The sequence below is a fragment of the Nonomuraea sp. NPDC005730 genome (assembly GCF_040630865.1).
In the GTDB taxonomy this organism is placed as follows: Bacteria; Actinomycetota; Actinomycetes; order Streptosporangiales; family Streptosporangiaceae; genus Nonomuraea.
In genome coordinates this window covers 50,663-72,498 of sequence record NZ_JBEXYK010000021.1, presented here as the reverse complement: position 1 = coordinate 72,498, position 21,836 = coordinate 50,663, and the positions used below count along the sequence as shown (strand labels likewise).

Annotated in this window: 20 protein-coding genes and 1 pseudogene; 11 read left to right on the top strand and 10 right to left on the bottom strand. The window is 72.9% G+C overall.

What is annotated here, in order from left to right; translation table 11 throughout:
* Positions 1 to 7: 7 nt before the first annotated feature.
* Genes ABZ444_RS24305 through ABZ444_RS24270 form a run of 8 tightly spaced genes read left to right on the top strand, consistent with a single transcriptional unit; the run spans position 8 to position 8,231 of the window.
* Positions 8 to 220: an MbtH family protein gene (locus ABZ444_RS24305; protein WP_358000892.1), complete on the top strand. Its 213-nt coding sequence runs from the start codon at positions 8 to 10 to the stop codon at positions 218 to 220.
* Positions 221 to 223: 3 nt separating this feature from the next.
* Positions 224 to 1,309 (top strand): 4-hydroxyphenylpyruvate dioxygenase, encoded by a 1,086-nt coding sequence (hppD, locus tag ABZ444_RS24300; RefSeq protein WP_358000889.1) that lies wholly within the window; start codon positions 224 to 226, stop codon positions 1,307 to 1,309.
* A complete protein-coding gene (locus ABZ444_RS24295; protein ID WP_358000886.1) occupies positions 1,306 to 2,658 on the top strand; it encodes a condensation domain-containing protein in 1,353 nt (450 codons plus the stop codon). The genes hppD and ABZ444_RS24295 overlap by 4 nt, the downstream gene beginning before the upstream one ends.
* Before the next feature lie 5 nt (positions 2,659 to 2,663).
* Positions 2,664 to 4,019 (top strand): nucleotide disphospho-sugar-binding domain-containing protein, encoded by a 1,356-nt coding sequence (locus tag ABZ444_RS24290; protein WP_358000883.1) that lies wholly within the window; start codon positions 2,664 to 2,666, stop codon positions 4,017 to 4,019.
* A gap of 30 nt (positions 4,020 to 4,049) precedes the next feature.
* A complete protein-coding gene (rfbB, locus tag ABZ444_RS24285) occupies positions 4,050 to 5,033 on the top strand; it encodes a dTDP-glucose 4,6-dehydratase (protein ID WP_352327799.1) in 984 nt (327 codons plus the stop codon).
* An 18-nt stretch (positions 5,034 to 5,051) separates the two neighbouring features.
* A complete protein-coding gene (locus ABZ444_RS24280; RefSeq protein WP_358000880.1) occupies positions 5,052 to 6,323 on the top strand; it encodes a class I SAM-dependent methyltransferase in 1,272 nt (423 codons plus the stop codon).
* Between the two features lie 11 nt (positions 6,324 to 6,334).
* Positions 6,335 to 7,090: a methyltransferase domain-containing protein gene (locus ABZ444_RS24275; protein ID WP_358000878.1), complete on the top strand. Its 756-nt coding sequence runs from the start codon at positions 6,335 to 6,337 to the stop codon at positions 7,088 to 7,090.
* Positions 7,077 to 8,231: an aminotransferase class I/II-fold pyridoxal phosphate-dependent enzyme gene (locus ABZ444_RS24270; RefSeq protein WP_358000876.1), complete on the top strand. Its 1,155-nt coding sequence runs from the start codon at positions 7,077 to 7,079 to the stop codon at positions 8,229 to 8,231. Before ABZ444_RS24275 ends, ABZ444_RS24270 begins: the two co-directional genes overlap by 14 nt.
* 45 nt (positions 8,232 to 8,276) lie before the next feature.
* Here ABZ444_RS24270 and ABZ444_RS24265 read toward each other — a convergent pair whose 3' ends face one another.
* Entirely contained in the window at positions 8,277 to 9,602 is a 1,326-nt protein-coding gene (locus ABZ444_RS24265; protein WP_358000873.1) for an MFS transporter, read from the bottom strand.
* Between the two features lie 47 nt (positions 9,603 to 9,649).
* On the opposite strand from ABZ444_RS24265, the gene ABZ444_RS24260 reads away from it, so the two are divergent.
* On the top strand, positions 9,650 to 10,435 hold the full coding sequence (locus ABZ444_RS24260) for an SAM-dependent methyltransferase (protein WP_358000870.1): 786 nt from the start codon (positions 9,650 to 9,652) through the stop codon (positions 10,433 to 10,435).
* Between the two features lie 196 nt (positions 10,436 to 10,631).
* Positions 10,632 to 11,666 carry a hypothetical protein gene (locus tag ABZ444_RS24255; protein ID WP_358000867.1) on the top strand — a complete coding sequence of 345 codons (1,035 nt, stop codon included), beginning with the start codon at positions 10,632 to 10,634 and terminating at the stop codon, positions 11,664 to 11,666.
* Positions 11,667 to 11,712: 46 nt separating this feature from the next.
* Here ABZ444_RS24255 and ABZ444_RS24250 read toward each other — a convergent pair.
* Positions 11,713 to 12,210, bottom strand: a pseudogene (locus tag ABZ444_RS24250) (carboxylesterase family protein); the annotation flags it as partial.
* 59 nt (positions 12,211 to 12,269) lie between these two features.
* On the opposite strand from ABZ444_RS24250, the gene ABZ444_RS24245 reads away from it, so the two are divergent.
* Complete coding sequence (locus tag ABZ444_RS24245) at positions 12,270 to 12,806, top strand: RDD family protein (RefSeq protein WP_358000864.1); 537 nt, start codon at positions 12,270 to 12,272, stop codon at positions 12,804 to 12,806.
* Between the two features lie 15 nt (positions 12,807 to 12,821).
* On the opposite strand, the gene ABZ444_RS24240 is transcribed toward ABZ444_RS24245, so the two are convergent.
* The 8 genes from ABZ444_RS24240 to ABZ444_RS24205 all read right to left on the bottom strand — a co-directional run bounded on the left by ABZ444_RS24240 (position 12,822) and on the right by ABZ444_RS24205 (position 21,803).
* Positions 12,822 to 13,370, bottom strand: a complete 549-nt coding sequence (locus tag ABZ444_RS24240; protein WP_358000861.1) for a GNAT family N-acetyltransferase — start codon at positions 13,368 to 13,370, stop codon at positions 12,822 to 12,824.
* 39 nt (positions 13,371 to 13,409) lie between these two features.
* Positions 13,410 to 14,723 carry a cation:proton antiporter gene (locus ABZ444_RS24235; RefSeq protein ID WP_358000858.1) on the bottom strand — a complete coding sequence of 438 codons (1,314 nt, stop codon included), beginning with the start codon at positions 14,721 to 14,723 and terminating at the stop codon, positions 13,410 to 13,412.
* A 163-nt stretch (positions 14,724 to 14,886) separates the two neighbouring features.
* Positions 14,887 to 16,104, bottom strand: coding sequence for a cytochrome P450 (locus ABZ444_RS24230; RefSeq protein ID WP_358000856.1), 1,218 nt, complete (start codon positions 16,102 to 16,104; stop codon positions 14,887 to 14,889).
* 32 nt (positions 16,105 to 16,136) lie between these two features.
* Entirely contained in the window at positions 16,137 to 17,273 is a 1,137-nt protein-coding gene (locus ABZ444_RS24225) for a hypothetical protein (protein WP_357982250.1), read from the bottom strand.
* Positions 17,274 to 17,401: 128 nt separating this feature from the next.
* Positions 17,402 to 18,511, bottom strand: coding sequence for an FAD-dependent oxidoreductase (locus tag ABZ444_RS24220; protein WP_358000853.1), 1,110 nt, complete (start codon positions 18,509 to 18,511; stop codon positions 17,402 to 17,404).
* Positions 18,508 to 19,518, bottom strand: a complete 1,011-nt coding sequence (locus ABZ444_RS24215; RefSeq protein ID WP_357982244.1) for a hypothetical protein — start codon at positions 19,516 to 19,518, stop codon at positions 18,508 to 18,510. The genes ABZ444_RS24220 and ABZ444_RS24215 overlap by 4 nt, the downstream gene beginning before the upstream one ends.
* Before the next feature lie 265 nt (positions 19,519 to 19,783).
* Positions 19,784 to 20,893 carry a S1 family peptidase gene (locus tag ABZ444_RS24210; RefSeq protein ID WP_358000850.1) on the bottom strand — a complete coding sequence of 370 codons (1,110 nt, stop codon included), beginning with the start codon at positions 20,891 to 20,893 and terminating at the stop codon, positions 19,784 to 19,786.
* A 187-nt stretch (positions 20,894 to 21,080) separates the two neighbouring features.
* Positions 21,081 to 21,803: a tetratricopeptide repeat protein gene (locus ABZ444_RS24205; protein ID WP_358000848.1), complete on the bottom strand. Its 723-nt coding sequence runs from the start codon at positions 21,801 to 21,803 to the stop codon at positions 21,081 to 21,083.
* Positions 21,804 to 21,836: the final 33 nt, after the last annotated feature.

The window sequence follows — 21,836 nt, the reverse complement described above, 5'->3', positions numbered from 1 at the left end:
GGACGAGATGAGCAACCCATTCGACGACCGGGACGCGGCCTTCCGCGTGCTGGTGAACCACGAGGGCCGGCACTGCCTGTGGCCCGCCTTCGCCGACGTGCCCGCGGGGTGGGAGGTCGCCTTCGGCCCCGCCGTCCGCGACGCCTGCACCGAGTACGTCACCACCCACTGGACGGACCTGCGCCCGCGCGGTATCGCCGTCCGGACGGACGCCGGATAGCCCATGACCACCACGACGATCTTCGACGACCTGCGCCTGGACCACATCGGCTTCTACGTCGGCGACCTGGAGAGCGAGACCGCCCGGCTGACCGGCTCCCTGGGCCTGGCGGCCTACGCCACGGCCCAGGACGACCGGGCCCGCGCGGCCGCCCTGGGCGCGAACCGGATCAGGTTCGTGCTCACCCAGCCGCTGGCCGCCGACCACCCCGGCGCCGGCTACCTCGACCGGCACGGCGACGGCGTGTCCGACATCGCGCTGGGCGTGCCCGACGCCGCGGCCGCCTACCACGAGGCGGTGCGGCGCGGCGCCCGTCCGGTCTCGGCCCCCGTCGGCCGCGACGGCTTCGTCACGGCCGCCATCCACGGCTTCGGCGACGTGCTGCACACGTTCGTGCAGCGCCCGGCCGGAGCGGAGGAACGCGCGCTGCCCGGCTTCCGCGACACCGGGCCGCGGCCGGGCGGCTCCGCACTCGGGCTGCAGGAGGTGGACCACCTGGCCGTGTGCGTCCCGGCCGGGGAGCTCGACGCCACCGTCGGCTGGTACCGGCGGGTGCTCGGCTTCGACCTCACCTTCGCCGAGCGCATCGCCGTCGGCTCGCAGGCCATGACCACCAAGGTCGTCCGCAGCCGCGGCGGCGAGGTGACGTTCACGCTGATCGAGCCGGACGTGACCAGGACGCCCGGCCACATCGACGAGTTCCTGCGCGACCACGGCGGCGCGGGCGTGCAGCACCTGGCGCTGGCCGCCGCCGACATCGTGGCCGCGGTCGAGGGCACCGCGGCTCGCGGGGTGGAGTTCCTGACCGCCCCCGACGTCTACTACAGCCTGCTCGCCGAACGGGTCCGGCCGGTGAAGTACCGGCTGGAGGACCTGGCCCGGCTCGACATCCTCGTCGACGAGGACCACGACGGGCAGCTCTACCAGATCTTCGCCCGCTCCACCCACCCCCGCGACACCTTCTTCTTCGAACTCATCGAGCGACTGGGCGCCCGCAGCTTCGGCAGCGGCAACATCAGCGCCCTCTACCGGGCCGTGGAGCTCCAGCGCAGCGGCCGACGCGATGCCCGCACGGAGGCGGCAGCATGACCATTTCCCCGCCGGCGATCCGGTACCCCCTGTCCTACACCCAGCACTTCCTGCGCCTGTTCGACCAGGGCGACGCCCAGGGGCCCTTCAGCGCCCGCTACAACATCGTGGTCGGCTGGCGCCTGCGCGGCCGCATCGACGTCGACACCCTCCAGCTCGCCATGGACGACGTCGCCGACCGGCACGACGCGCTCAACATGACGATCACCCGGGGGGAGGGGGAGGCGTACCAGGTGCGGCAGCCGTCCGCGCCGGCCCGGCTGCTCGTGGTCGACCTGCCGGCCGCCGCCCCCGAGGAGCGCACGCTGCGGGCCGAGGAACTGCTCACCGAGGTCGAGGCCGGCTCCTACAGCCTTCAGGAGCTGCCGCACCTGCGCGGCATCCTCGGCCGGTTCGACGACGAGGACGCGGTGCTCGCGCTGATCGTGCACCACACCGCGGGCGACGGCTGGTCCATGCAGCTGCTCATCCGCGACATCGTCACCCGCTACGCCGAGCGCCGCGGCCACGCCGTGCCGCCGCTGCCGGAGCCCCGGCCCTACCACGAGTACGCCGGACGGCAGCAGGAGCAGGCCGGCAGCGCCGAGACCCAGGCCGCCCGCGACTTCTGGGCCGAGCGGCTGCGCGGCGCGCGCATGCTGGCCGTCCCCACCGACCACGCCAGGTCGGCCGGGCTGGCCAAGGTCTGCCCGGTCCACCGGTTCTCCCTGCCCAAGGACGTCTCCGCCCGGGTGATCAGCTACGCCAGGACGATGCGCAGCTCGCCGTTCATGGTGCTGCTGGCGGCCTACAACGTGCTGCTCAGCCGGATCACCGGGGCCACCGACCTGGTCGTCCCGGTGATCAGCTCCGGACGCGGGCAGCCGGAGTTCCAGGAGACCGTGGGGCCGTTCTTCAACTTCCTGCCGCTGCGCACCGGCCTCGACGGCTGCGCCACCTTCCGGCAGGTCGTCGAGCGCTCCCGGCGCACCTGCATGGACTCCTACGCCAACGAGATCCCGTTCCTGCAGATCGTGGCCGAGGCGCCCGAGCTGATGGCCGACGCCGCGCTGGAGAGCAAGGCGCTGTGCGCCCTGCAGGTCTGGCAGTTCGCCACCGGCATGGACGGCGAGCGCGTCGGCGACCTGGAGATCGCCGAGGTCCGCGAACGCCTGCTGGACCAGCCCAACGGCACCGACATCCCCGACGGCGCGCTGCTCACCTTCGACATCGCCCCCTCCGGCGAGATCTTCGGCAACTTCGCCTACAACAGCAACCTGTTCACCGAGAGCACGATCGCGACGATGGTGGCCGACTTCGGCGAGATCCTGCGCGCCGGCCTGGCCGCCCCCGACTCGCCTCTGGAGTGATCGCCATGCGCGTGATGTTCACCGTCTTCCCCGCGACGGCGCACTTCCTGCCGATCGTGCCCTACGCCTGGGCCTTGCAGGCGGCCGGGCACCAGGTGGTGGTGGCGGCCCCGCCGGGCGTCGACACCGGGGTCTCGGTGCCCGACTTCCACCGGTCGGTGAACGCGGCCGGGCTGACCGCGGTCTCCTGCGGCGCGCCGGAGCCGCTGTCGGTGCACGACCGCGGCTACCCCGGGTTCGCCGGCCTGATCCCGACGATCGAGGAGTCGGAGCGCCTGGTCGCCGCGCTCGGCATCACCGAGGCGGAACGCCCGCCCTGGGATGTCTTCTACCACTTCGCGCTGCTGACCATGCGCAACTACCATCCGCCGGAGCCCCGCCAGGACGTGCGGGCCGTCGTCGAGTTCGCCCGCGAGTGGCGGCCCGACCTCGTCCTGTGGGACCCGTGGTTCCCGTGCGGCGCGGTGGCGGCCCGGGTCTGCGGCGCCGCCCACGCCCGTACGCTGCTGGCCCCCGACTACACCGCCTGGGCCACGGAGAAGTTCGCCGGCAGCGGCGAGCGGAACCCCATGACCGGGGTGATCGGCCCGCTGGCCGACAGGTACGGCGTGACCGTCGACGACAACCTGCTGCTCGGCGACTGGACGGTGGACCCGTTCCCGCCCGGGATGAGCCTGCCCACCCCCGGTGTGCACCGCCTGCCCGTCCGGTACGTCCCCTATACCGGGGCGAGCGTCGTCCCCGAGTGGCTGCGGCGACCGCCGGACCGGCCGCGGGTGGCGATCTCGCTGGGCGTGTCGATGCGCACGTTCTTCAAGGGCGACTGGGGCCGCACCGCCAAGCTGATGGAGGCCGTGGACGGCCTGGACGCCGAGGTCGTCGCCACCCTGGACGCCAACCAGCTGCTCGACCTGGACCGCCCGCTGCCCGCCAACGTGCGCGTGTTCGACTACGTGCCGCTCGACCAGCTCCTGCCGACCTGCTCGGCGATCATCCACCACGGCTCGATCGGCACCTTCGCGGCCGCCTCGGCCATGAACGTCCCGCAGGTCGTCTGCGACACCGACGAGCACAACCGGCTCGTCGGCACCCCCGTCGAGAACGGCATCGACTGGCAGCTCCAGTGCCAGAAGCAGCTCACCTCGACCCGAACCTCCCGGTACGTCACCACGCGCGGCGCCGGCGTGCGGATCAACCACCAGACGCAGTCCGCGGCCGAGATCCGCGACGAGCTGCTGCGCGTGCTGAATGACCCCTCGTTCACCAAGGGCGCGGCCGCCATCCACGAGGACTGGCTGGCCACGCCGAGCCCGACCGACATCGTCGCGGAGCTGGAGCGGCTGACCGCCGCCGCCCGGTAGCCGTCGACCCCTCAGACAGGAGGCGGACAGTTGCGGATCCTGGTCACCGGCGGCGCCGGTTTCATCGGCTCGGAGTTCGTCAGAGCCACGTTGCGCGACTCGCCGGGCACGCGGGTCACCGTCCTGGACAAGCTCACCTATTCCGGCAACCTGGAGAACCTCGACCCGGTGGCCGGCCACCCGGGGCTGCGCTTCGTGCAGGGCGACACCGCCGACCCGCTCGTGGCCGACGAGGTGGTGGCCGGGCAGGACGCGATCGTGCACTTCGCCGCCGAGACGCACGTCGACCGGTCGATCGTCAGCGCGACCGGCTTCGTGCGCTCCAACGTGCTGGGCACCCAGACCCTGCTGGAGGCGGCCCTGCGGCACGGCGTCGGCCGCTTCGTGCACGTCTCCACCGACGAGGTGTACGGCTCCATCGCCGAGGGCTCGTGGACCGAGGAGACGCCGCTCGCGCCGAACGTGCCGTACGCGGCCTCCAAGGCCGGCTCGGACCTGCTCGCGCTGGCCTTCCACCGCACGCTCGGCCTGGACGTCGTGATCACCCGCTGCACCAACAACTACGGCCACTACCAGTTCCCCGAGAAGGTCATCCCGCTGTTCGTCACCAACCTGCTCGAAGGCCGCCGGGTGCCCCTGTACGGCGACGGCGGCAACCGGCGCGACTGGCTGCACGTCTCCGACCACTGCCGGGCCATCCGCATGGTCCTCGACCGCGGCCGGGCCGGCGAGGTCTACCACATCGGCGGCGGCAGCGAGCTGAGCAACCTGGAGCTGACCGCCCGCCTGCTGGAGGCGTGCGGGGCGGGCTGGGACATGGTCGAGCACGTCCCCGACCGGCCGGGGCACGACCTGCGCTACTCCCTCGACATCTCCAAGATCGAGCGGGAGCTGGGCTACGCGCCGTCGGTCGACTTCGAGACCGGGCTGGCCGCGACCGTCGCGTGGTACCGGGACAACCGGTCCTGGTGGGAACCGCTCAAGCACCGCGAGCTCGCCGTGGCCGCCCACTGAAGATCATGAGGAGAAGCCATGCAGGACATTGTCCGACGTCTTGACACGTGCCGGGTCTGCGGGCGCGACGACTGGCTGGAGGTCACCTCCTTCGGGTCCGTGCCGCTGGCCAACGGCTTCCTCGACCCCGCCGACCTTCCGGCCGAGGAGCCCGCCTACCCCGTGGACGTCATCGTGTGCCGCAACTGCCGGCTGATGGCCATCCGGCACGTGATCAGGCCCGACGTGCTGTTCCGGCACTATGTGTACGTCACCTCCGAGTCCGACCAGATGACCGGCCACATGCGGCGCATCGCCGGCTGGTGCACCCGCCGGGCCGGGCTCGCGCCGGGCGAGCTGGTCGTCGAGCTGGGCAGCAACGTCGGCCTGCAGCTCGCGCTCTTCCAGGAGCAGGGGCAGCGCGTCGTCGGCGTGGACCCGGCCGAGAACCTGGCCGAGATCGCCAACGCCCGCGGCGTGCGCACGCTGCCCGAGTTCTTCGGCGCCGACCAGGGCCGCCGCATCCACGCCGAGCAGGGCGAGGCCAAGCTGGTGCTCGGCCGCCAGTGCTTCGCCCACATCGACGACGTGCACAACGTGCTGGACGGCGCCACCGCCGTGCTGGCCCCCGACGGGCTGGTCGCGATCGAGGTCCCGTACCTGCTGGACCTGCTGGAGGAGAACCAGTTCGACACGATCTACCACGAGCACCTGTCGTACTACTCGGTCACCACCCTCGGCCACCTGTTCCGGCGGCACGGCCTGCGCATCGTGGACGTCGAGCGGGCGGCCGTGCACGGCGGCTCGATCGTCGTCTTCGCCGCCAGGGAGGGCTCGGCCCACCCCACCCGCCCCTCCGTCGACCGGCTGCTGTCGCTGGAGCGGCAGAGCGGCCTCGACTCCGACGACGCCTACCTGGCCTTCGCCGAGCGCGCCCACCAGGTGATCAAGGAGATCGGCGACCTCGTGCGCGACCTGGCCGGCCGCGGCCTGACCGTCGCCGGGTACGGCGCGCCCTCCAAGGGCACCACCCTGCTGCAGTTCTGCCGGCTCGGCCCCGCCGAGGTGCGCTTCTGCAGCGACACCACCAGCCTCAAGCACGGCAGGCTGCTGCCTGGCACCCGCATCCCGTGCCGCTCGCCCGAGCAGGCCCGCGACCAGCAGCCCGACTACTACCTGCTGCTCGCCTGGAACTACGCCGACGAGATCATCTCCAAGGAGCGGGACTTCCTGCGCCGCGGCGGCAAGTTCATCATCCCCATCCCGCAGCCGAGGGTCGTGACGGCCGAGCCCGTCCCGGCGGTGGCCTGAAGGAGATCTGCATGGAATACGGATCCGACCACGCCGAGTACTACGACCGCGTCTTCCGCAGCCGCGGCAAGAGCTTCGAGGGCGAGGCCCGGGAGCTCGACAGGATCATCAGGGAACGGTCGCCGCACGCGGCCTCGCTGCTCGACGTCGCCTGCGGCACCGGCGCGCACCTGGAGACCTTCGCCAAGCTCTTCGACCACGTCGAAGGGGTCGAGCTGTCGCCGGACATGCGGGAGGTCGCCGGACGGCGGCTGCCCGGCGTGCCGCTGCACGCCGGCGACATGCGCAGCTTCGACCTCGGACGCACCTTCGACGCCGTGACCTGCATGGGCAACGCCGTCGGCGAGCTGGGCTCCTACGACGAGCTGGTGGAGGCCGTCGGCCGGATGGCGGCCCACCTGGCGCCCGGCGGCGTCCTCGTCGTCGAGCCCTGGTACTTCCCGGAGAACTTCCTCGACGGGCACGTCGGCGGCCACACGCTGGTGGAGGACGGGCTCGTCATCTCCCGCATGACGCACTCGCGCAGGGAGGGCGGCAAGAGCCGGCTGGAGGTGCGGTTCAGGGTCGCCGACGCCTCGGGCTTCAAGGAGTTCGCCGAGGTCCTGTACTCCAGCCTGTTCACCTGCGACCAGTACCTGGAGGCGTTCGCCGAGGCGGGCTGCCGGGCCGAGTTCCGGCCCGCGTTCAAGCTGGCCGACGGCCGGCCCAACAGCCCCGGGCTGTTCGTCGGCGTGCGCGAGGAGGGGGCCGGCGATGGCCTCCGGTGAGCCCCTCGTCGTCGGCCGGCCGAACGCGGGGGAGCGGGCGCGCCTGCTGGAACGGCTCGGCGGCGTGCTCGACCGGCTCTGGCTGACCAACAACGGCCCGCTGGTGCGCGAGTTCGAGGCGCGCCTGGCCGACCTGACCGGCGCCCGGCACGCCGTGGCGACCTGCAACGCCACCACCGGCATCCAGATCGCGGCCAGGGCCGCCGGGCTGCGGCCGGGGGACGAGGTGATCGTCCCCTCCTTCACGTGGGTGGCCACCGCCCACGCGCTGGAGTGGATCGGCATCGTCCCGGTCTTCTGCGACTCCGACGAGATCACCGGCAACGCCGACCCCGACCACGTCGAGCGCCTGATCGGCCCGCGCACCCGCGGCATCCTCGGCGTGCACGTCTTCGGCTACCCGTGCGACGTGGACGCGCTGGAGCGCCTGGCCGGCGAGCACGGGCTCGTCCTGCTGTTCGACGCGGCGCACGCGCTCGGCTGCACCTACCGGGGCAGGCCGATCGGGACGTCCGGGGACGCCGAGATCTTCAGCTTCCACGCCACCAAGTTCGTCAACAGCGTCGAGGGCGGCGCGATCGTCACCGACGACGACGACCTGGCCGCGCGGGTCAGGGAGCTGCGCAACCAGGGCATCGACGCGGCCGGGCAGATCTCCGGGGCCGGCACGGTGGCCCGGATGAGCGAGTTCCACGCGGCCATGGGGCTGACCTCGCTGGAGGCCATCGACACGATCGTCGAGGCCAACCGGCGCAACCAGCGGGTCTACGAGGAACTGCTCGCCGGGCTGCCGGGCGTCGTGGTGCGCGGCCAGGCGCCCGGCGAACGGGCCAACTTCCAGTACCTGGTCATCGAGGTGGACGAGGCCGTCGCCGGCGTCTCGCGGGACGTGGTGCTGGAAGCGCTGCTCGTGGAGAACGTGCACGCGCGCCGGTACTTCTCGCCCATCTGTCACCAGGTGGAACCGTACCGGTCGGACCCGGCCCGGCACTTCCCGCTGCCGCTGCCCCGGGCCGAGGGCCTGGCCGCCCGCGTCCTGTCCCTGCCGACCGGGCCCACGGTGGACGCGGGGCACATCGCCGGCATCTGCCGCGTCGTCCGGGAGACGGTGCGGGCGGCCGACCGCCGGCTGGTCGCCTGACAGTGACGAGGGCGCCTGCTTCGTTCGGGGCGCCCTCGTCCTTCGTCAGGCCGCGGGCACGGCCCCCGGGACGGACTCGGGGACCGGGGTCACCCGGCGGCGGACGGCCAGGCCGAACAGGGCGACCAGCAGGCCGCACGCGCCCGCCAGCGCGAACGGGGCCGCCGGCCGCCACAGGTCGTAGAGCCAGCCGCCGACGCCGGAGATGACGAAGATGCCGATCGCGCCGCAGAGCGTCTGGACGCCGAAGCTGGAGCCCCGGTAGCGGGCCGGCACCTGCTGGGCCAGCAGCGGGCCCGCCGTGGTGATGACGCCGATCTCGCCCAGCCCGACGGCCGCCGCCACCAGCATCATCCCCGGCCCGAGCGGGTCGCTGACCAGCAGCGTCGACAGGTACGCGGCCCCGGCCAGCGCCTGGGCCAGGATCACCACGTCCTGCCGCCGCATCCGGTCGCCGAGCCAGCCGAACAGCGGCGCGCCCACCACGATCACCATGTACGCGATGCCCACGATCGCGCCGCTCTTGGCCAGGGCCTCGGTGGCCGACATGCCGCGCACGGCCTTGGCGTGGTCCACGATCCACAACGACAGGAAGCTCGCCACCAGCGCCAGGTCGGCCCTGGCCACGAAGGACGCCGCGTACGACAGCGCCACGCCGGGGTCGCGGGCCAGCCGCACGCCCTCGACGACCAGCCGCGCCAGCCCGGCCCGCTCCCCGGCCTGTCGCCCGGCGGGCGGCTCGACGGACGTGGCCAGGCCGGGGGCCAGCGTGCCGCGCAGGGCCAGTGCGCCCAGCAGCACCAGCCCGGCGACCACCAGGAAGCCCACCCTGGCCGCCGTGGCCGGGGCCATGCCGCCGTCCTCCAGCATGTTCGGCAGGCGTACCAGCACCAGCACCGCGATCACCGCGCCGATGCCGCTGAACAGGCCGAGCCAGCCGTAGGCCTTGCCGCGCGCGCGGTCGCGCACGTAGTCGGCGGTGATCGCGGACATGGTGACGTTCAGGGCGGCGATCCCGAGGGCGAACACGACCCGCAGGGCGACCAGGACGGCGACGTTGCCCGCGAACGGGTAGAGCGCCGCGCCGAGGGCGCACAGCAGCAGCCCCGCCACGGCGACCGGCCGCCGGCCGATCCGGTCGGCGAGCGCGCCGTACCAGGCCAGGCTCAGGATGAGCGCCGCCTCCGCGGCGACCTGGAGGTAGCCGGTCGTGCGGCCCAGGTCGTCGCCGGACAGCCCCAGCGCGTCGGTGAGCAGGTACGGCTGGGCGGCCGGCAGGAACGTGATGACCGCCGTGCCGAGGAGCCCGAGCCCCATGCATGCCCAGAGGTTGGTCCTGCTGATGCCCGTCGCGGCGTCGAGACCTAACATGGCAGAGATCATCCCAACGTCAGCCCTAGATCGTCTAGGTTTGGCACATGATGAGTGACCGAGTCCCGCCGGGCGTCAGCGCCGCGGTGCCCAACGTGGCGCGGATGTACGACTACTACCTCGGCGGGAAGGACAACTTCGCGTCCGACCGGGCCGCCGCGGAGAAGGTGCTGTCGATCATCCCCGAGATCAGGGGCGACGCCCGCAACAGCCGGGCCTTCCTGCAGCGCGCCGTGCGTCACCTGCGGCAGGCGGGCGTCGACCAGTTCCTCGACATCGGGTCGGGGCTGCCGACCGCGGGCCACGTCCACGAGGTGATCGAGGGCGCGAAGATCGTCTACGTGGACAACGACTCGGTCGTGCTCACCCACTCCCGCGCCCTGCTCGGCCACTCGCCCGACGTCACCGTCCAGGAGGGTGACCTGCGGCGGCCGGAGGCCGTCATGGAGCGGGCGGCGGAGGTGCTGGACTTCTCCCGGCCGATCGCGCTGCTGGTGGTCTCGCTGCTGCACTTCGTCACCGACGACGAGGACCCGGTCGGCGTCATCCACCGCTACCGCGACCTGCTGCCGCCGGGCAGCCACCTCGTGCTGACGCACGTCGCCCCCGACACCATGCCGAGCAAGGCCGACGACGTCAGCGCCGTCTACCGCAACGCGACCTCGCCGTTCACGGCCCGCAGGCGGTCGGTGTTCGCCTCCATGCTGGACGGCTTCGACGTCCTGGAGCCGGGCATCGTCAACACCCGCGAGTGGCGCCCCGACCCCGACACCGACCCGTCCCCGATCGACGGCGACTACCACCTGTGCGCGGTGGGCCGCAAGCGCTCCTGACCCGCGCGGCTCCCCTCCCGTATGGCCCATCACCTCCAGGTGATGGGCCATACGTGTTTCCGGGCTCGGCGCCGTTTCGAACATGTGATCTAAAACTTGTGGGCTTCTGCCGCCGGGCGCGCTTACGATCTTGGTGTTCGCCGGCCGGGTCCTCCGGCCGGCTCTACCGGACGGAGAGATGTCCTTGAGGCGTGCAATGATCGCGTCAGCCGCCGCGCTGAGCCTGCTGGTGCCCCTCGTCGTGGCCGGTCCCGCGGGGGCCGCCACCGTCGCGACGGTCCCGCTGGCCACCGTCGTCGACAAGGCCCGGGAGGTGGCCAGGTTCTGGCTCGACGGCGACGCCGCCAGCCTGCGGGCCGCCACGCCGTACACCGTGCTGGCCACGGCGGGGGGCGAACGCCTGTCCACCGGCGTCGTCCCGGACGGGCCCGCGGTCGGCATCCCGCCCATCGGGGCCGAGAACCCGCCGCCCGGCGACGAGGTCGTGACGTCCGGCAAGGTGTTCTTCATCGGCAGCGACGGCCTGCCCCACTGGTGCACCGGCACCTCGGTGCAGTCGAACTACCGCAACCTGGTCGCCACCGCGGGCCACTGCGTGTTCGACATCGAGGCCCCGATGGGCGCGCTCGGCAAGTGGGTCTTCGTCCCGGCCTACTCCGACGGCGCCACCCCCTACGGCCTGTACGTCGGCAAGCAGGGCATCACCCACTACGACTTCGAGGACCTGCACGACTTCGACCGGGACTACGCCTTCGCCACCGTCTACAGCGGCGTCGTCCGGTCCGCCCCGGACACACTGACCACCGTCGGCCGCCTCGGCGACAACGTCGGCGGCCTCGGGATCGCGGCCAACCAGCCGCTCCCGCCCGCGGCCGACGTCTTCGGCCACCCCTCCGGGCTCCACCCCGACGGCACCGGCCCGTACACCGGCCAGAGCCTCGAACGCTCGACCGGGCCGACGTTCGCGGTGAAGCCCTCCGGCCTGCGCGCGGACCGGCCCGTCGGCGTGGACTCGCCGTTCACGGTCTCGCCGGGGTCGGCGTGGGTGACCGGGTACGACGCCGAGACCCGGGCCGGCTACCTGACCGGCCTGACGATCAGCGTCGCCGACACCGACGCCGACGGACGGTACGACACCGGCGTCTCCCCGTACTTCGACACCGGGCTGTTCCAGGTCTACCGGGACGCGGCCAACCGCTGGACCGGCTCCATCACGTACGCCTCCGGCTGACCCAGGACGCGGCGGGAACCCCCGAGGCGCCGGGCCGGGGCGCCGTTCAGTCGATGACGCCGATGCCGGCGGCGGACCACAGCGCCCTGGACGACGCCTCGGGGTCGGCCACGTCCGAGGAGTGCACGTCGAACACGTGGGTGACGGCCTTCTCCGGTTCGTGGCCGGGCCGGCCGGGGTCGCCCGTGGCCGCGTCCATCGAGAGGAAGAGGTCGAACTCGTCCCTGGTGAACCCCACGACCAGGTCGACGTCCCGGGCGGCGCCCCCGGCCAGGGCCGGCCACGGCAGGGAGGGCAGGACCTCGCCGTCCACGACCGGCATGAACGGGACCGACGCGAACGCCAGCCGTCCCCATCGTCCGGGGAAGGCCGTGAAGTCCTCGGCGGCCACCGCGCTCCCCGCCGCGAGCAGCTCCTCCGGCGCGCTCTCGGCCGGCGACGCACCGCCCAGCCGCTCGACGACGGCCGCGGTGACGCGGGCGGCCCGCTCGGGCGTGAGGAACAGGCCCGGCACGCTCTGCGCGATCGCGCGCCGGAACAGGCCGGCCGCCGCGGGTGCCCCCCTCGTCCGCCGCCTGGTCGCCGCCGTGCGAGGATCAGGCCGTGCTGAACGAGCGGGAGCGGACGCGAGGTGGCCGGACGGCGTTACGTCCGAGGCTGGTGGCGGCCGGCTGGGACTATCTCGTGATCGCCGCCTGGCTGATCCTGCTGGCCGGGGTGTTCGTCCCGCTGAGTCGCGCGGGTGTGGGGTTCGCCGGGCTCGGCACCCTCGGCACCGACCTGCTGATCACCGCGCTGAGCGTGCTGCCCGTCGGGGCGTACCTGGTCGTGGGGGAGGCGGGGCGGCGGCAGGCCACGTGGGGCAAGCGGCGGGCCGGGCTCGTCGTGGCGCTGGACGGCGGGGGGCCGCCCGGCGCGGCGCGGATCGTGGCGCGCGCCCTGGTGAAGCTGCTTCCGTGGCAGTGCGCTCACATGGCGGTCTCCCGGCTGGTCCGCGACCCGGAATCGGCCGTCGCCATGCCCCTTCTGGTCGCGGCGTACGCCCTGGCCGGGGCCTCCATCGTGCTGGTGCTGACCCGCCGCGACCGGGCCGCCCTGCACGACCTCGTGACGGCCACGCGGGTGGTGCCGTCGCCCTGACGCCCCGGCCGCCGATCACACCTCCGGCAGGGACGGATCGGGCTGCCACGGGCTCGGCGCGGTGATGGACCAGCGCTCGTGGTCGCGCCAGGCGCCGTCGATGTAGAGGTAGTCGGGCGACAGCCCCTCGTAACGGAAGCCCAGACGCCGGGCCAGGGCCAGGGACGCCTCGTTCGCCGGCTGGATGTTGGCCTCCAGGCGGTGGAGCCGCAGGTCGCCGAACGCGTGCCGCAGGGCGAGGGTGAGCCCGTCGGTCATGTAGCCGCGCCCGGCGGACGGGGCGAAGGCCGCGTAGCCGAGGGAGGCGCCCTGGTAGCGGCCCCGGATGATCGAGTTGATGTTGACCGTGCCCGCGGCGGCGCCGGTCTCCCTGACGCGGATCAGGAAGCCCAGGTTGAGGCCGTCGTCGAAGCGGCGCATCCAGGTCCGGAACTCCTCGGCGGTCGAGGGCAGTTGCATCCACGGCCCGTGCAGTTCGGCGCTGGCCCGGACGAGCGAGCAGAACTCGTCCTGGTCGGACAGGGTGAGCGGGTGCAGTTCCACCCGTGACGGCATTTCGGACATGGGGCAACTCTAAATGTGTCGCGCGAAGCGTCGTCCCTGTCAGCTCCCCGTGGTGGTCCAGGCCCGGTGGGCCGTCTCGCGGATCTCCTCGTCGGCGGTCTGCTCCACCCTGGCCATCGCCGCGCGCAGGATGGGCGGCGTCATCAGCGAGGTGACGATCGCGACCAGCACCACCAGCGTGTACGCCTCGACGCTGAGGATGCCCAGCCGCAGGCCGACCATGGCGACCACGACCTCGATCACGCCGCGCGCGTTGAGCCCGGCGCCCAGGGCCAGGGCCTCCCAGCGGTTCAGCCTGCTCAGCCGGGCGCCGGCGTACGCGCCGACGAACTTGCCGACGATCGCGACGGCCAGCACCGCGAGCCCGGCCAGCAGCACCGGCGGGCGGGTCAGCGCGGTCAGGTCCATCCGCAGTCCGGCGGTGGCGAAGAAGACGGGGGCGAAGCCGTACAGCGTCACCGTGCGCAGCGGCGCCAGCCGGGCCGGGTCCACCCGTCCCGCGCCGCCGATGAGCATGCCCATCACGAACGCGCCGAAGACCGACTCCAGGCCGAGCGCGTGCGTCCCGGCCGAGGCCAGGACGAGGAGCACGATCGCCACGCCGACCGTCGGGCCCGCCTCGGGCGACCGCGCCGCCAGCCGCATCGCGCCGCGCACCAGCGGACGCCCGACGGTCAGGGCCACCACGACGATGGCCACCAGGTAGAGCAGCGAGGTGAGCACGGTGCCGGTGCTGACCGCGTTGACGGCCATGGCGCTGACGATCGAGAGCATGAACCAGCCGAACGCGTCGTCGATCATCCCGGCGGTGAGCGTGAGCTGGCCGATGTTGCGGTGCAGCAGCCGCATGTCCATCAACGTCTTGGCCAGCACGGGGATCGCGCTCACGCACATCGCCACGCCCATGAACAGCGCGAACACCGTCTCGTCGGTGCCGTCGGGCACGATCATCCGGGGCAGCAGGAACCCGGTGGCGATGCCGAGCCCGAGCGGGATGATCAGACCGCCCGCGCTGATCCCGGCCGCGGTGGCCGCCCGCCGGCGCACCAGGTTGAGGTCCATGTGGATGCCGGTCAACCCGACCAGCAGCAGCACGCCGACCTGCCCGACGGCGTCCAGGAGGTGGAACTGGCCGGGGTCGGCGGGGAAGAGCCAGCGCTGGAGGTCCGGCGCGACGTGCGCCAGGATCGACGGCCCGAGCACGACTCCGGCGAACAGCTCGCCCACCACGGCGGGCAGCCGTAACCGGGCCGCCAGCGCCCCGAGCCCCAGGGCGAGGGCGAGCAGCACTCCGATCTGCAACAGGAACACGAGCATGCCGTGCGCGCCGATGGGGGCGATGGGCGTCTGCATGAATACCCCTGGAGGTCGATCCCGGTTTCCGAACCTGGATATTCAGCTAAGAACGCCCGGCGCGGCCGCCGCAACGGACCCGTTCGCATGCGGCACTCTCCGAGAAAGCAGCCCATGAAGATCCGCAATCACGGAGAAACCGGCCGCCCGCGCACGACGGAGCTCAGCCGGAGGCGCGCGGGCCGAGCAGCACCGGCAGGGCGCGCACGCCGTTGTCCAGCAGCGAGGTGAGCCGGGGCAGGTCGTCGAGCGGCCCGGCGGCCCGCATGCCGGGGAACGTCGCGAACAGGGCCGGCAGCGCGACCTCGGCCTGCAGCCGGGCCAGCGGCGCGCCCAGGCAGAAGTGCGGCCCGTGCCCGAAGGCCAGATGCGGCACGGCCGGCCTGGTCACGTCGAAGTCGGCGGCGTTCTCGCCGAACCGCTCGGGGTCGCGCCCGGCGGCGGAGAAGCAGGCCAGCACCGCCTCGCCCGCCCGCAGCCGGACGCCCTCGATCTCCAGGTCCTCCATGGCGTAACGCATCGGGAAGTAGGCGTTGGGCGACTCCCAGCGCAGCGCCTCCTCGACCGCCGCGCTCCACGGCACGGCCCCCGAGCGCAGCAGTTCGAGCTGCTCGGGCCGGCCCAGCAGGGCGCGCACGGCGTGCGCGATGAGGTTGATCGTGGTGACGTGACCGGCGATCAGCAGCACCTGCACGGTGTCCCGCAGCTCGGCGTCGTCCAGCCGGCCCTGGGCGTGCAGCGCGATCAGCTCGCTCGTCAGGTCCTCGCCGGGCGTGTCGCGCCGCAGTTCGATGATCTCGCCGACCAGCTCGAACAGGGCCCTGCGACCCTGCGGGCTGTCCGGCGGGCTCTGGTCGAGCTGCACCACCTCGTCGGTGAGCGCGCGCAGGCGCTCGCGGTGGGAGTCGGGCACGCCCAGCATCTCGACGATGACGCGCAACGGCAGCGGGTAGGCGTACTCGGCGCGCAGGTCGACCGGTTCGCCCGGCGGCCGGGCCGCCAGCTCCTCCAGCAGGTCGCCGACGATGGAGGTGATCCACGGCTCCATCCGCTGCACCTGGCGCGCGCTGAACAGCTTGACCAGCGGGCCGCGCAGCCGCCGGTGCTCCTCGCCGTCGGCGTTGAGCATGGACGCGTCGGTGACGAGCCGCATCAGCGAGGTGCCCTGGGGGGCCGCGGCGCGGGCCTCGGGGTCCCAGTACCGGATGTCGCGCGTCATCGCCGGGTGCGACAGCACCGCCTCCAGCGTCGCGTGGCTGGTGGCGGCCCAGGCCAGCACCCCCTCGACCCGTACCGGGACGAGCGGGCCGGCCCGGCGCAGCCGCTCGTCGCTGTCGTGCAGGTCGAGGGTGGCCGGGTCGAGGACGAACTCGGGTTCCATGGTCATCCTGTCTGTCTGGTGCGGTCGGGCGGTCATCGGCTCGACGTCGCCCCGCTGTAGCGGCGGGGGAGGACCATGACCGGGTTGTCGTCGAGGATCACGTCCGGCGGCCCGAAACGTTCGGCCACCCGGCGGATCTCGGGGTCGTCGAGCAGCAGCAGCCGGCCGTCGAGGACGAGCGGCTCGTCGTCGGCGTACAGGGTGGGCCGGTCGACCTGGCAGTCGCAGTGGGCGAAGCCGGGCGCGGTGGTGACGGCCACGCCGTCGGTGAGCGCGTCGAGCCCGCAGTAGAACGCGCCGGCGTGCTTCTCCCGCTCGAACTGGCTGCCGCCCGCCACCCGCACCTTCGGGTTCAGCCCGATCAGGGCGTGCCGCAGGTAGAAGCCGCCGGGGGAGAAGCGGCGCAGCCGGTCGGCGGCCGTCCCGCCCTCGATCTTCTGCACGACGTTGCCGGCCAGGTGCACGCTCAGCGGCTCCTCGGGCACGCCGGTCACCGTGCAGTCCTCGACGACGAGCACGCCCTCGGTGTCGGCGGGCCAGAAGTTGACGCCCCCGTACGGGAAGGGCCGCCACTGGCCGGGGCCCGGCGGCTCGGCGTCCGGCATGAGGGTCAGCCCGGACAGCGTCAGGTCCGTGCCGGCCGTCGAGGTGACCCGGATCCTGGTGGTCGCGGCCAGCTTCTCCAGCGTGCGGTGCGCCAGGGCGTAGAAGACCTCGTTGGGCAGGCGGGCGCCGGTGAGCAGCGCGCCCGCCGTGGCGCTCATGTGCAGGGACGCGAACCTGACCGGCAGGGCCGCGATCTCGTCGAAGAACAGCGGCGCGGTGTGCACCTCGCCCCACCAGGTGCAGGCGATGACGACGTCGGACGCCCCGACGGCGGCCCGCTCGACGTGGTGCCCGGCCCCGCTGTCCCAGCCGCCCGGGCTGAACGGCGCGACCGACAGGATGTGCACGTCGGCGTCACGGTAGGCCGCCGCGGCCGCGATGGCCTGGACGACCACCGGGTCGACGGTGTGCTCGGCCAGCACCAGCACCCGCTCGCCCGGCGCCACCCGCAGGTAGTGCACCAGGTTGCGGGCGCCGGGCATGAGCTCGACGATCGAGTACGGCGCGGCCGTCGGCTCGGCCGCGTAGCCGAAGGGCGCAGTGGCGTACGGATTCGTGGTCATCGTTGTCTCCCCCGGTGCCGGTCGTACCCGCTGCCGTGCCAACCCGCGGCAACGCCACACCTCGATCACGGAAAGGATGCGGCGTCGGCGCGGGCGGCACGGTTCCCGGCACGGTTCCCGGCACGGTGTCAGCGCGAGCGTCGTCGCGACCCGGCCGACAGCTCGATCGGGTCGAAGCCGAACGCGTCGGCCGGGTCGTGGCCCAGGTACAGGTCACGGACCAGCTCGCCGGCCGCCGGGGCGTTGCACAGCCCGTGGCCGGAGAACCCGGTGGCGTACAGGAACGCCGGCGATCCGGGCAGCCGGCCGATGAAGGCCGACCGGTCGGGGCTGGCGTCCCTGGGGCCGCGCACCGCCGTCTCCAGCCCGGACAGGTCCAGGCCGGGATAGGTGGTGGCGAGCTGCGTCCTGGCCTTGACGAACCAGGCGTCCCGGTCGGTGCCGGGGTTGCCCATGCCGATCAGGATCCGGTCGCCGCGCCGGCGGATCAGCAGCCCGCTGGCGGCGTGCAGGGTGACCGGCATGTCCGGCACCTCGGGCAGCGGGCCGGTGGTGAGCAACTCCTGCACCGCCGGCCCGGTCAGCGGCAGGTCCACGCCCGCCGCCGACGCGATCCAGCCCGACCAGGCCCCGGCCGCGCACACGATCGCCTGCGCGGTGAGCGTGCCGTCCGCGGTCTCGACCCGTCCGGTGGCCGGATCGACGGCGGTGACCGGGCAGCCGGTGCGCAGCGAGGCCCCCGCCCGCGCCGCCCCCTCGGCGTACGCCTCCACGATGGCGGCCGTGTCGCTCACGAACGCCTGCGGCGACCACGCGGCCGCCAGCAGCGACGGTTCCTCGACCAGCGGGTTGAGCCGCCGGGCCTCCTCCGCGCCGATCAGCGACACGTCCACGCCCGCGGCCCGCTGCGCCGGCAGCTCGGCCTCGAACCTGTTCACCTGCTCCCGTTCGGTGAACAGCACGAGGTAGCCGACCTGCCGCATCGGCAGCTCGGCGCCGGGCCAGCGCGGGAACGACTGGTACGCCGACAGGCTGCGCACCGCCATCGCGGAGCTGACCGGGTCGCCGGAGAAGTAGGCGCGCAGCACGTCCGCGGTGGCCCGCGAGGCGCCGGAGGCCAGGTCGTCGCGTTCCAGGACGACGGTCTCGACCCCCGCCTCGGCCAGGTGGGCCGCGATCGACAGGCCGATCACCCCGCCTCCGATGACCACCACCTCGGCCCGGTCGGCCTGGCTCATGCCGGGGCCACCGTCCCGCTCTTGAAGGGCGCCAGCATCGAGCCGGAGACCGGGGCCACCGAGCCGTCCGCGCGCAGGTGCTCGTCGACCTGCCACGGGAAGAGCTGGAGGTTCCAGGCGCCCAGGCAGTTGACGTACAGGGCCATGTGGGCCATGAGCGCGACGAAGTCCTCGCGGTCCTGGAGCTGGTCGGCGACCTCCAGCGCGCGCTCGGTGAACTGGTGCAGCTTGTTCAGCCCGCAGTAGCCGAGGAACTCGGCCGGGGTGGCGGCCATGATGCGCGCCATCTGCTGCAGGAACTCCAGCGGGAGCTGCTGCTGCTGGGCTGCCCTGACCAGGCCGGAGTAGCAGCAGTAGCCGAGCGGGCGGGTCTCGCCGTTGACGAACAGCATCGTGGTCAGCGTGGTGCCGAAGCTGCCCGCGCCCGAGGCGATCCGGCCCTCGTGCAGGTCGACCAGTTCCTGGGGCGGGTCGAGCCAGATGCGCTCGATCTCGTCGTGCAGCTCGGCGAGGAGCTGGTCGGCCTCGGTGTGCCGGGCCGTCGGGCGGCGCAGCTGGTGGCCGCCGCCGTCGCCGGCCCTGCGCACCTCGACGATGACCGGCTCGCCGCCGGAGTACACCGACTGCCACACCGCCTGCCCGGCCTCGGCGAGCGCGTCGAGGTCCTCCTCGCGGACGGTGCCGATGGGCGTGGCGGGCATGGGCTCGCTCAGCGGGCCGTACTTGATGCCGAGGTGCTGGAGACGGGAGCAGAACACCGATCCGTCGGGCGCGATCCGCCGGTCGATCTTGTGGACGCCCGGGACGTGCAGCAACTCGGGCATCGGGGCCAGATGGTAGAGGTGGTGGCCCGCCACGAGGGCGTGGCCTTGCAGGCTGCGGTAGGGCAGGGTCTGCCACAACGCGTCGGCGAGGTCGCGGTTGCGTCCGTCAAGGTCTGCTGTGACCGATACGCCGATGGTGGGCCAGAGAATTTCGATCTGCCGCTCAGTGGCCGATTTGTTCATAACGCGGACAGTAACACAGCCGTTACGAGCAGTAATTGAGGGGGTCGCACCTCGGCCGGAAGGGGAATTGTCCGGGAAGAGGGCGCCGTGGGCGGTCGTCGCGCGCGCCGGCGGAGGAAGTTTGGCGCCCCAGTCGCTTCCGACTGGGGCGATGCCCACATTAGGACGTTTTGTCTGTTTTGTATAGGTTCCTTTACGCGAACGTGCGGGCCACGCCTGGACGCGGCCCGCACGGGAGTTCGTCGCATCCGCCGTCGGCGGACGATCAGAAGACGTTCACCCCGTAGGCGCTCAGCGCCTCGGTGACCGGCTGGAAGAACGTCGTCCCGCCGCTGGAGCAGTTGCCGCTGCCGCCGGAGGTCAGGCCGAGCGCGACACCGCCGGCGAACAGCGCGCCGCCGCTGTCGCCGCCCTCGGCGCAGACGGTGGTCTTGATCATCTGGCGTACGGTGCCCTCGGCGTAGTTCACGGTGGCGTTGAGCGCCGTCACCGAGCCGCTGTGCACGTGCGTCGTGCTGCCGCTGCGCTGCACGGACTGGCCGACGTAGGCGTTGCCCGCGCTGGTGATGTCACGCGAGCCGCTGTAGAGGTCGACGCCGCCCGGGTGGGCGATGCTGGTGTTGGTGTAGCGGACGATCGCGTAGTCGTTGCCCGGGAAGCTGGATCCCGTCGTGTTGCCCAGGGTCGTGGTCTTGGCGGAGTTGGCGTACCACGTGGAGGCGATGTTGCCGCAGTGGCCGGCGGTCAGGAAGTAGTAGGTCGAGCCGCTGACCACGTTGAAGCCCAGCGAGCAGCGGTACTGGCCGCCGTAGATCGCGTCGCCGCCCTGGATGAAGAGGCTGAACCTGCCGGGCTCGTTCTCGACGCGCACCGCGGGCGTGGCCGCCTCGGCGCTCTGGCCCTGGGCGGCGGCCGCCTGGGTGTTGGCCTGCTGGACCGCGATCTGGACCTTGGTGCGCGCGCTGCTCGCGACGGTGCTGTCCACCCAGACGACGACCTGGTTGGAGGCCGGGTCGACGGCCCACGCGGTGCCGGGGACGGCGGCCGTGCGGTCGAGGAAGGACATGATGGCCTCTAGTGCGGGGCCGCTGCGGGACACGACGCGCGGCACGGCGCCCGAGGCGGTGATGGCCTCGGCGTCGGCCGGATCGGTGGTGGTGACCACCATCTTGCCCTGTGCCTGGTCGAAGTAGGAGCCGGCGGTGCGGGCGCCGAGCTGCCCCTCCATCCTGGCCGCGGCGGCGGCCGGGTCGGCGGCGGGCTGGGCCGGCGCGGGCGATGCCTGGGCGGGTACGCCCGTGACCGCGCCGGTGAGGAGTCCGGCGGTGGCGACGATCAGTGCGGCGCGCCGGATCCGTAAGCCATGGATGCTCACTGGAGCCTCCTGAGGGTGGGGTGACTTGCCCGCAAATATGAACAAAATCCCCAAGGAGGGCAAGAGGCTGTCATACTGATTTTTTGACCGGCAGTAATAGCTCAAGGAAGGGGCGCCGCCGCCTCAGGCGCGCTGCTGACCTGGCCTTACGTCCCGGCAAATGAGATCGCATCGGCCCGAGCAGGACTCATGAAAAGTTCGACCCGGCATTTTCGGCGATGTCAAGAAAGTTGTTTGTGCCCTGTAGGAACGTCGCGGCGAAGACGTCCCGGCCCAGCACGGCGACGGCGGACGCGGTGATCCGCTGCACGTCGCCGCGTTCGGCGGCCGGCAGCGGGGCGCCCACGCTGCCGCGCAACCCGTCGGCCGCGCCGAGCAGCAGCGCCGCCCGTTCCGCCGCCCCGGCCAGCGCCGCCGCTCCGGCCAGCCCTTCCAGGGAGAGCGCCAGGGTCCGCGGCTCCCCGGTCGAGCGGGCGATCTCCAGGCCGCGCCGGTGGCGGGCGGCGGCCGACTCGTGATCGCCGCGCAGCTCGGCCACGAACCCCAGCTCGGCGTGGACCAGGTGCTCGCCCGCGGGTGAGGAGGGATAGACGTCGCGCAGGCGGGCCAGGAAGGACTCGGCGGCGTCGAGATCCCCCGACCGCCGGGCGCCCAGGGCCAGGCCCATCACCGCGTGCACCTCGCCGTAGAGGTGGCCCTGCCGCGCGGCCAGGTCTCGCGCGCGCTCGTGCAGGTCGCGGGCGCGGTCCCAGTCGCCGGCCAGCAGCGCCAGGCGGCCGAGCCCGGAGTGGCGGACCGACAGCTCGCCCGCCAGGCCCAGCTCCTCGGCGATGCGCAGCCCCTCCTCCTGGAGCCGGGCGGCCTCGGCGTAGTCGCCCTTGATCTCGGCGACGGACGACAGCGGCGGCACGGTCTGCAGCTCGCCCCAGCGGTCGCCGAGCTC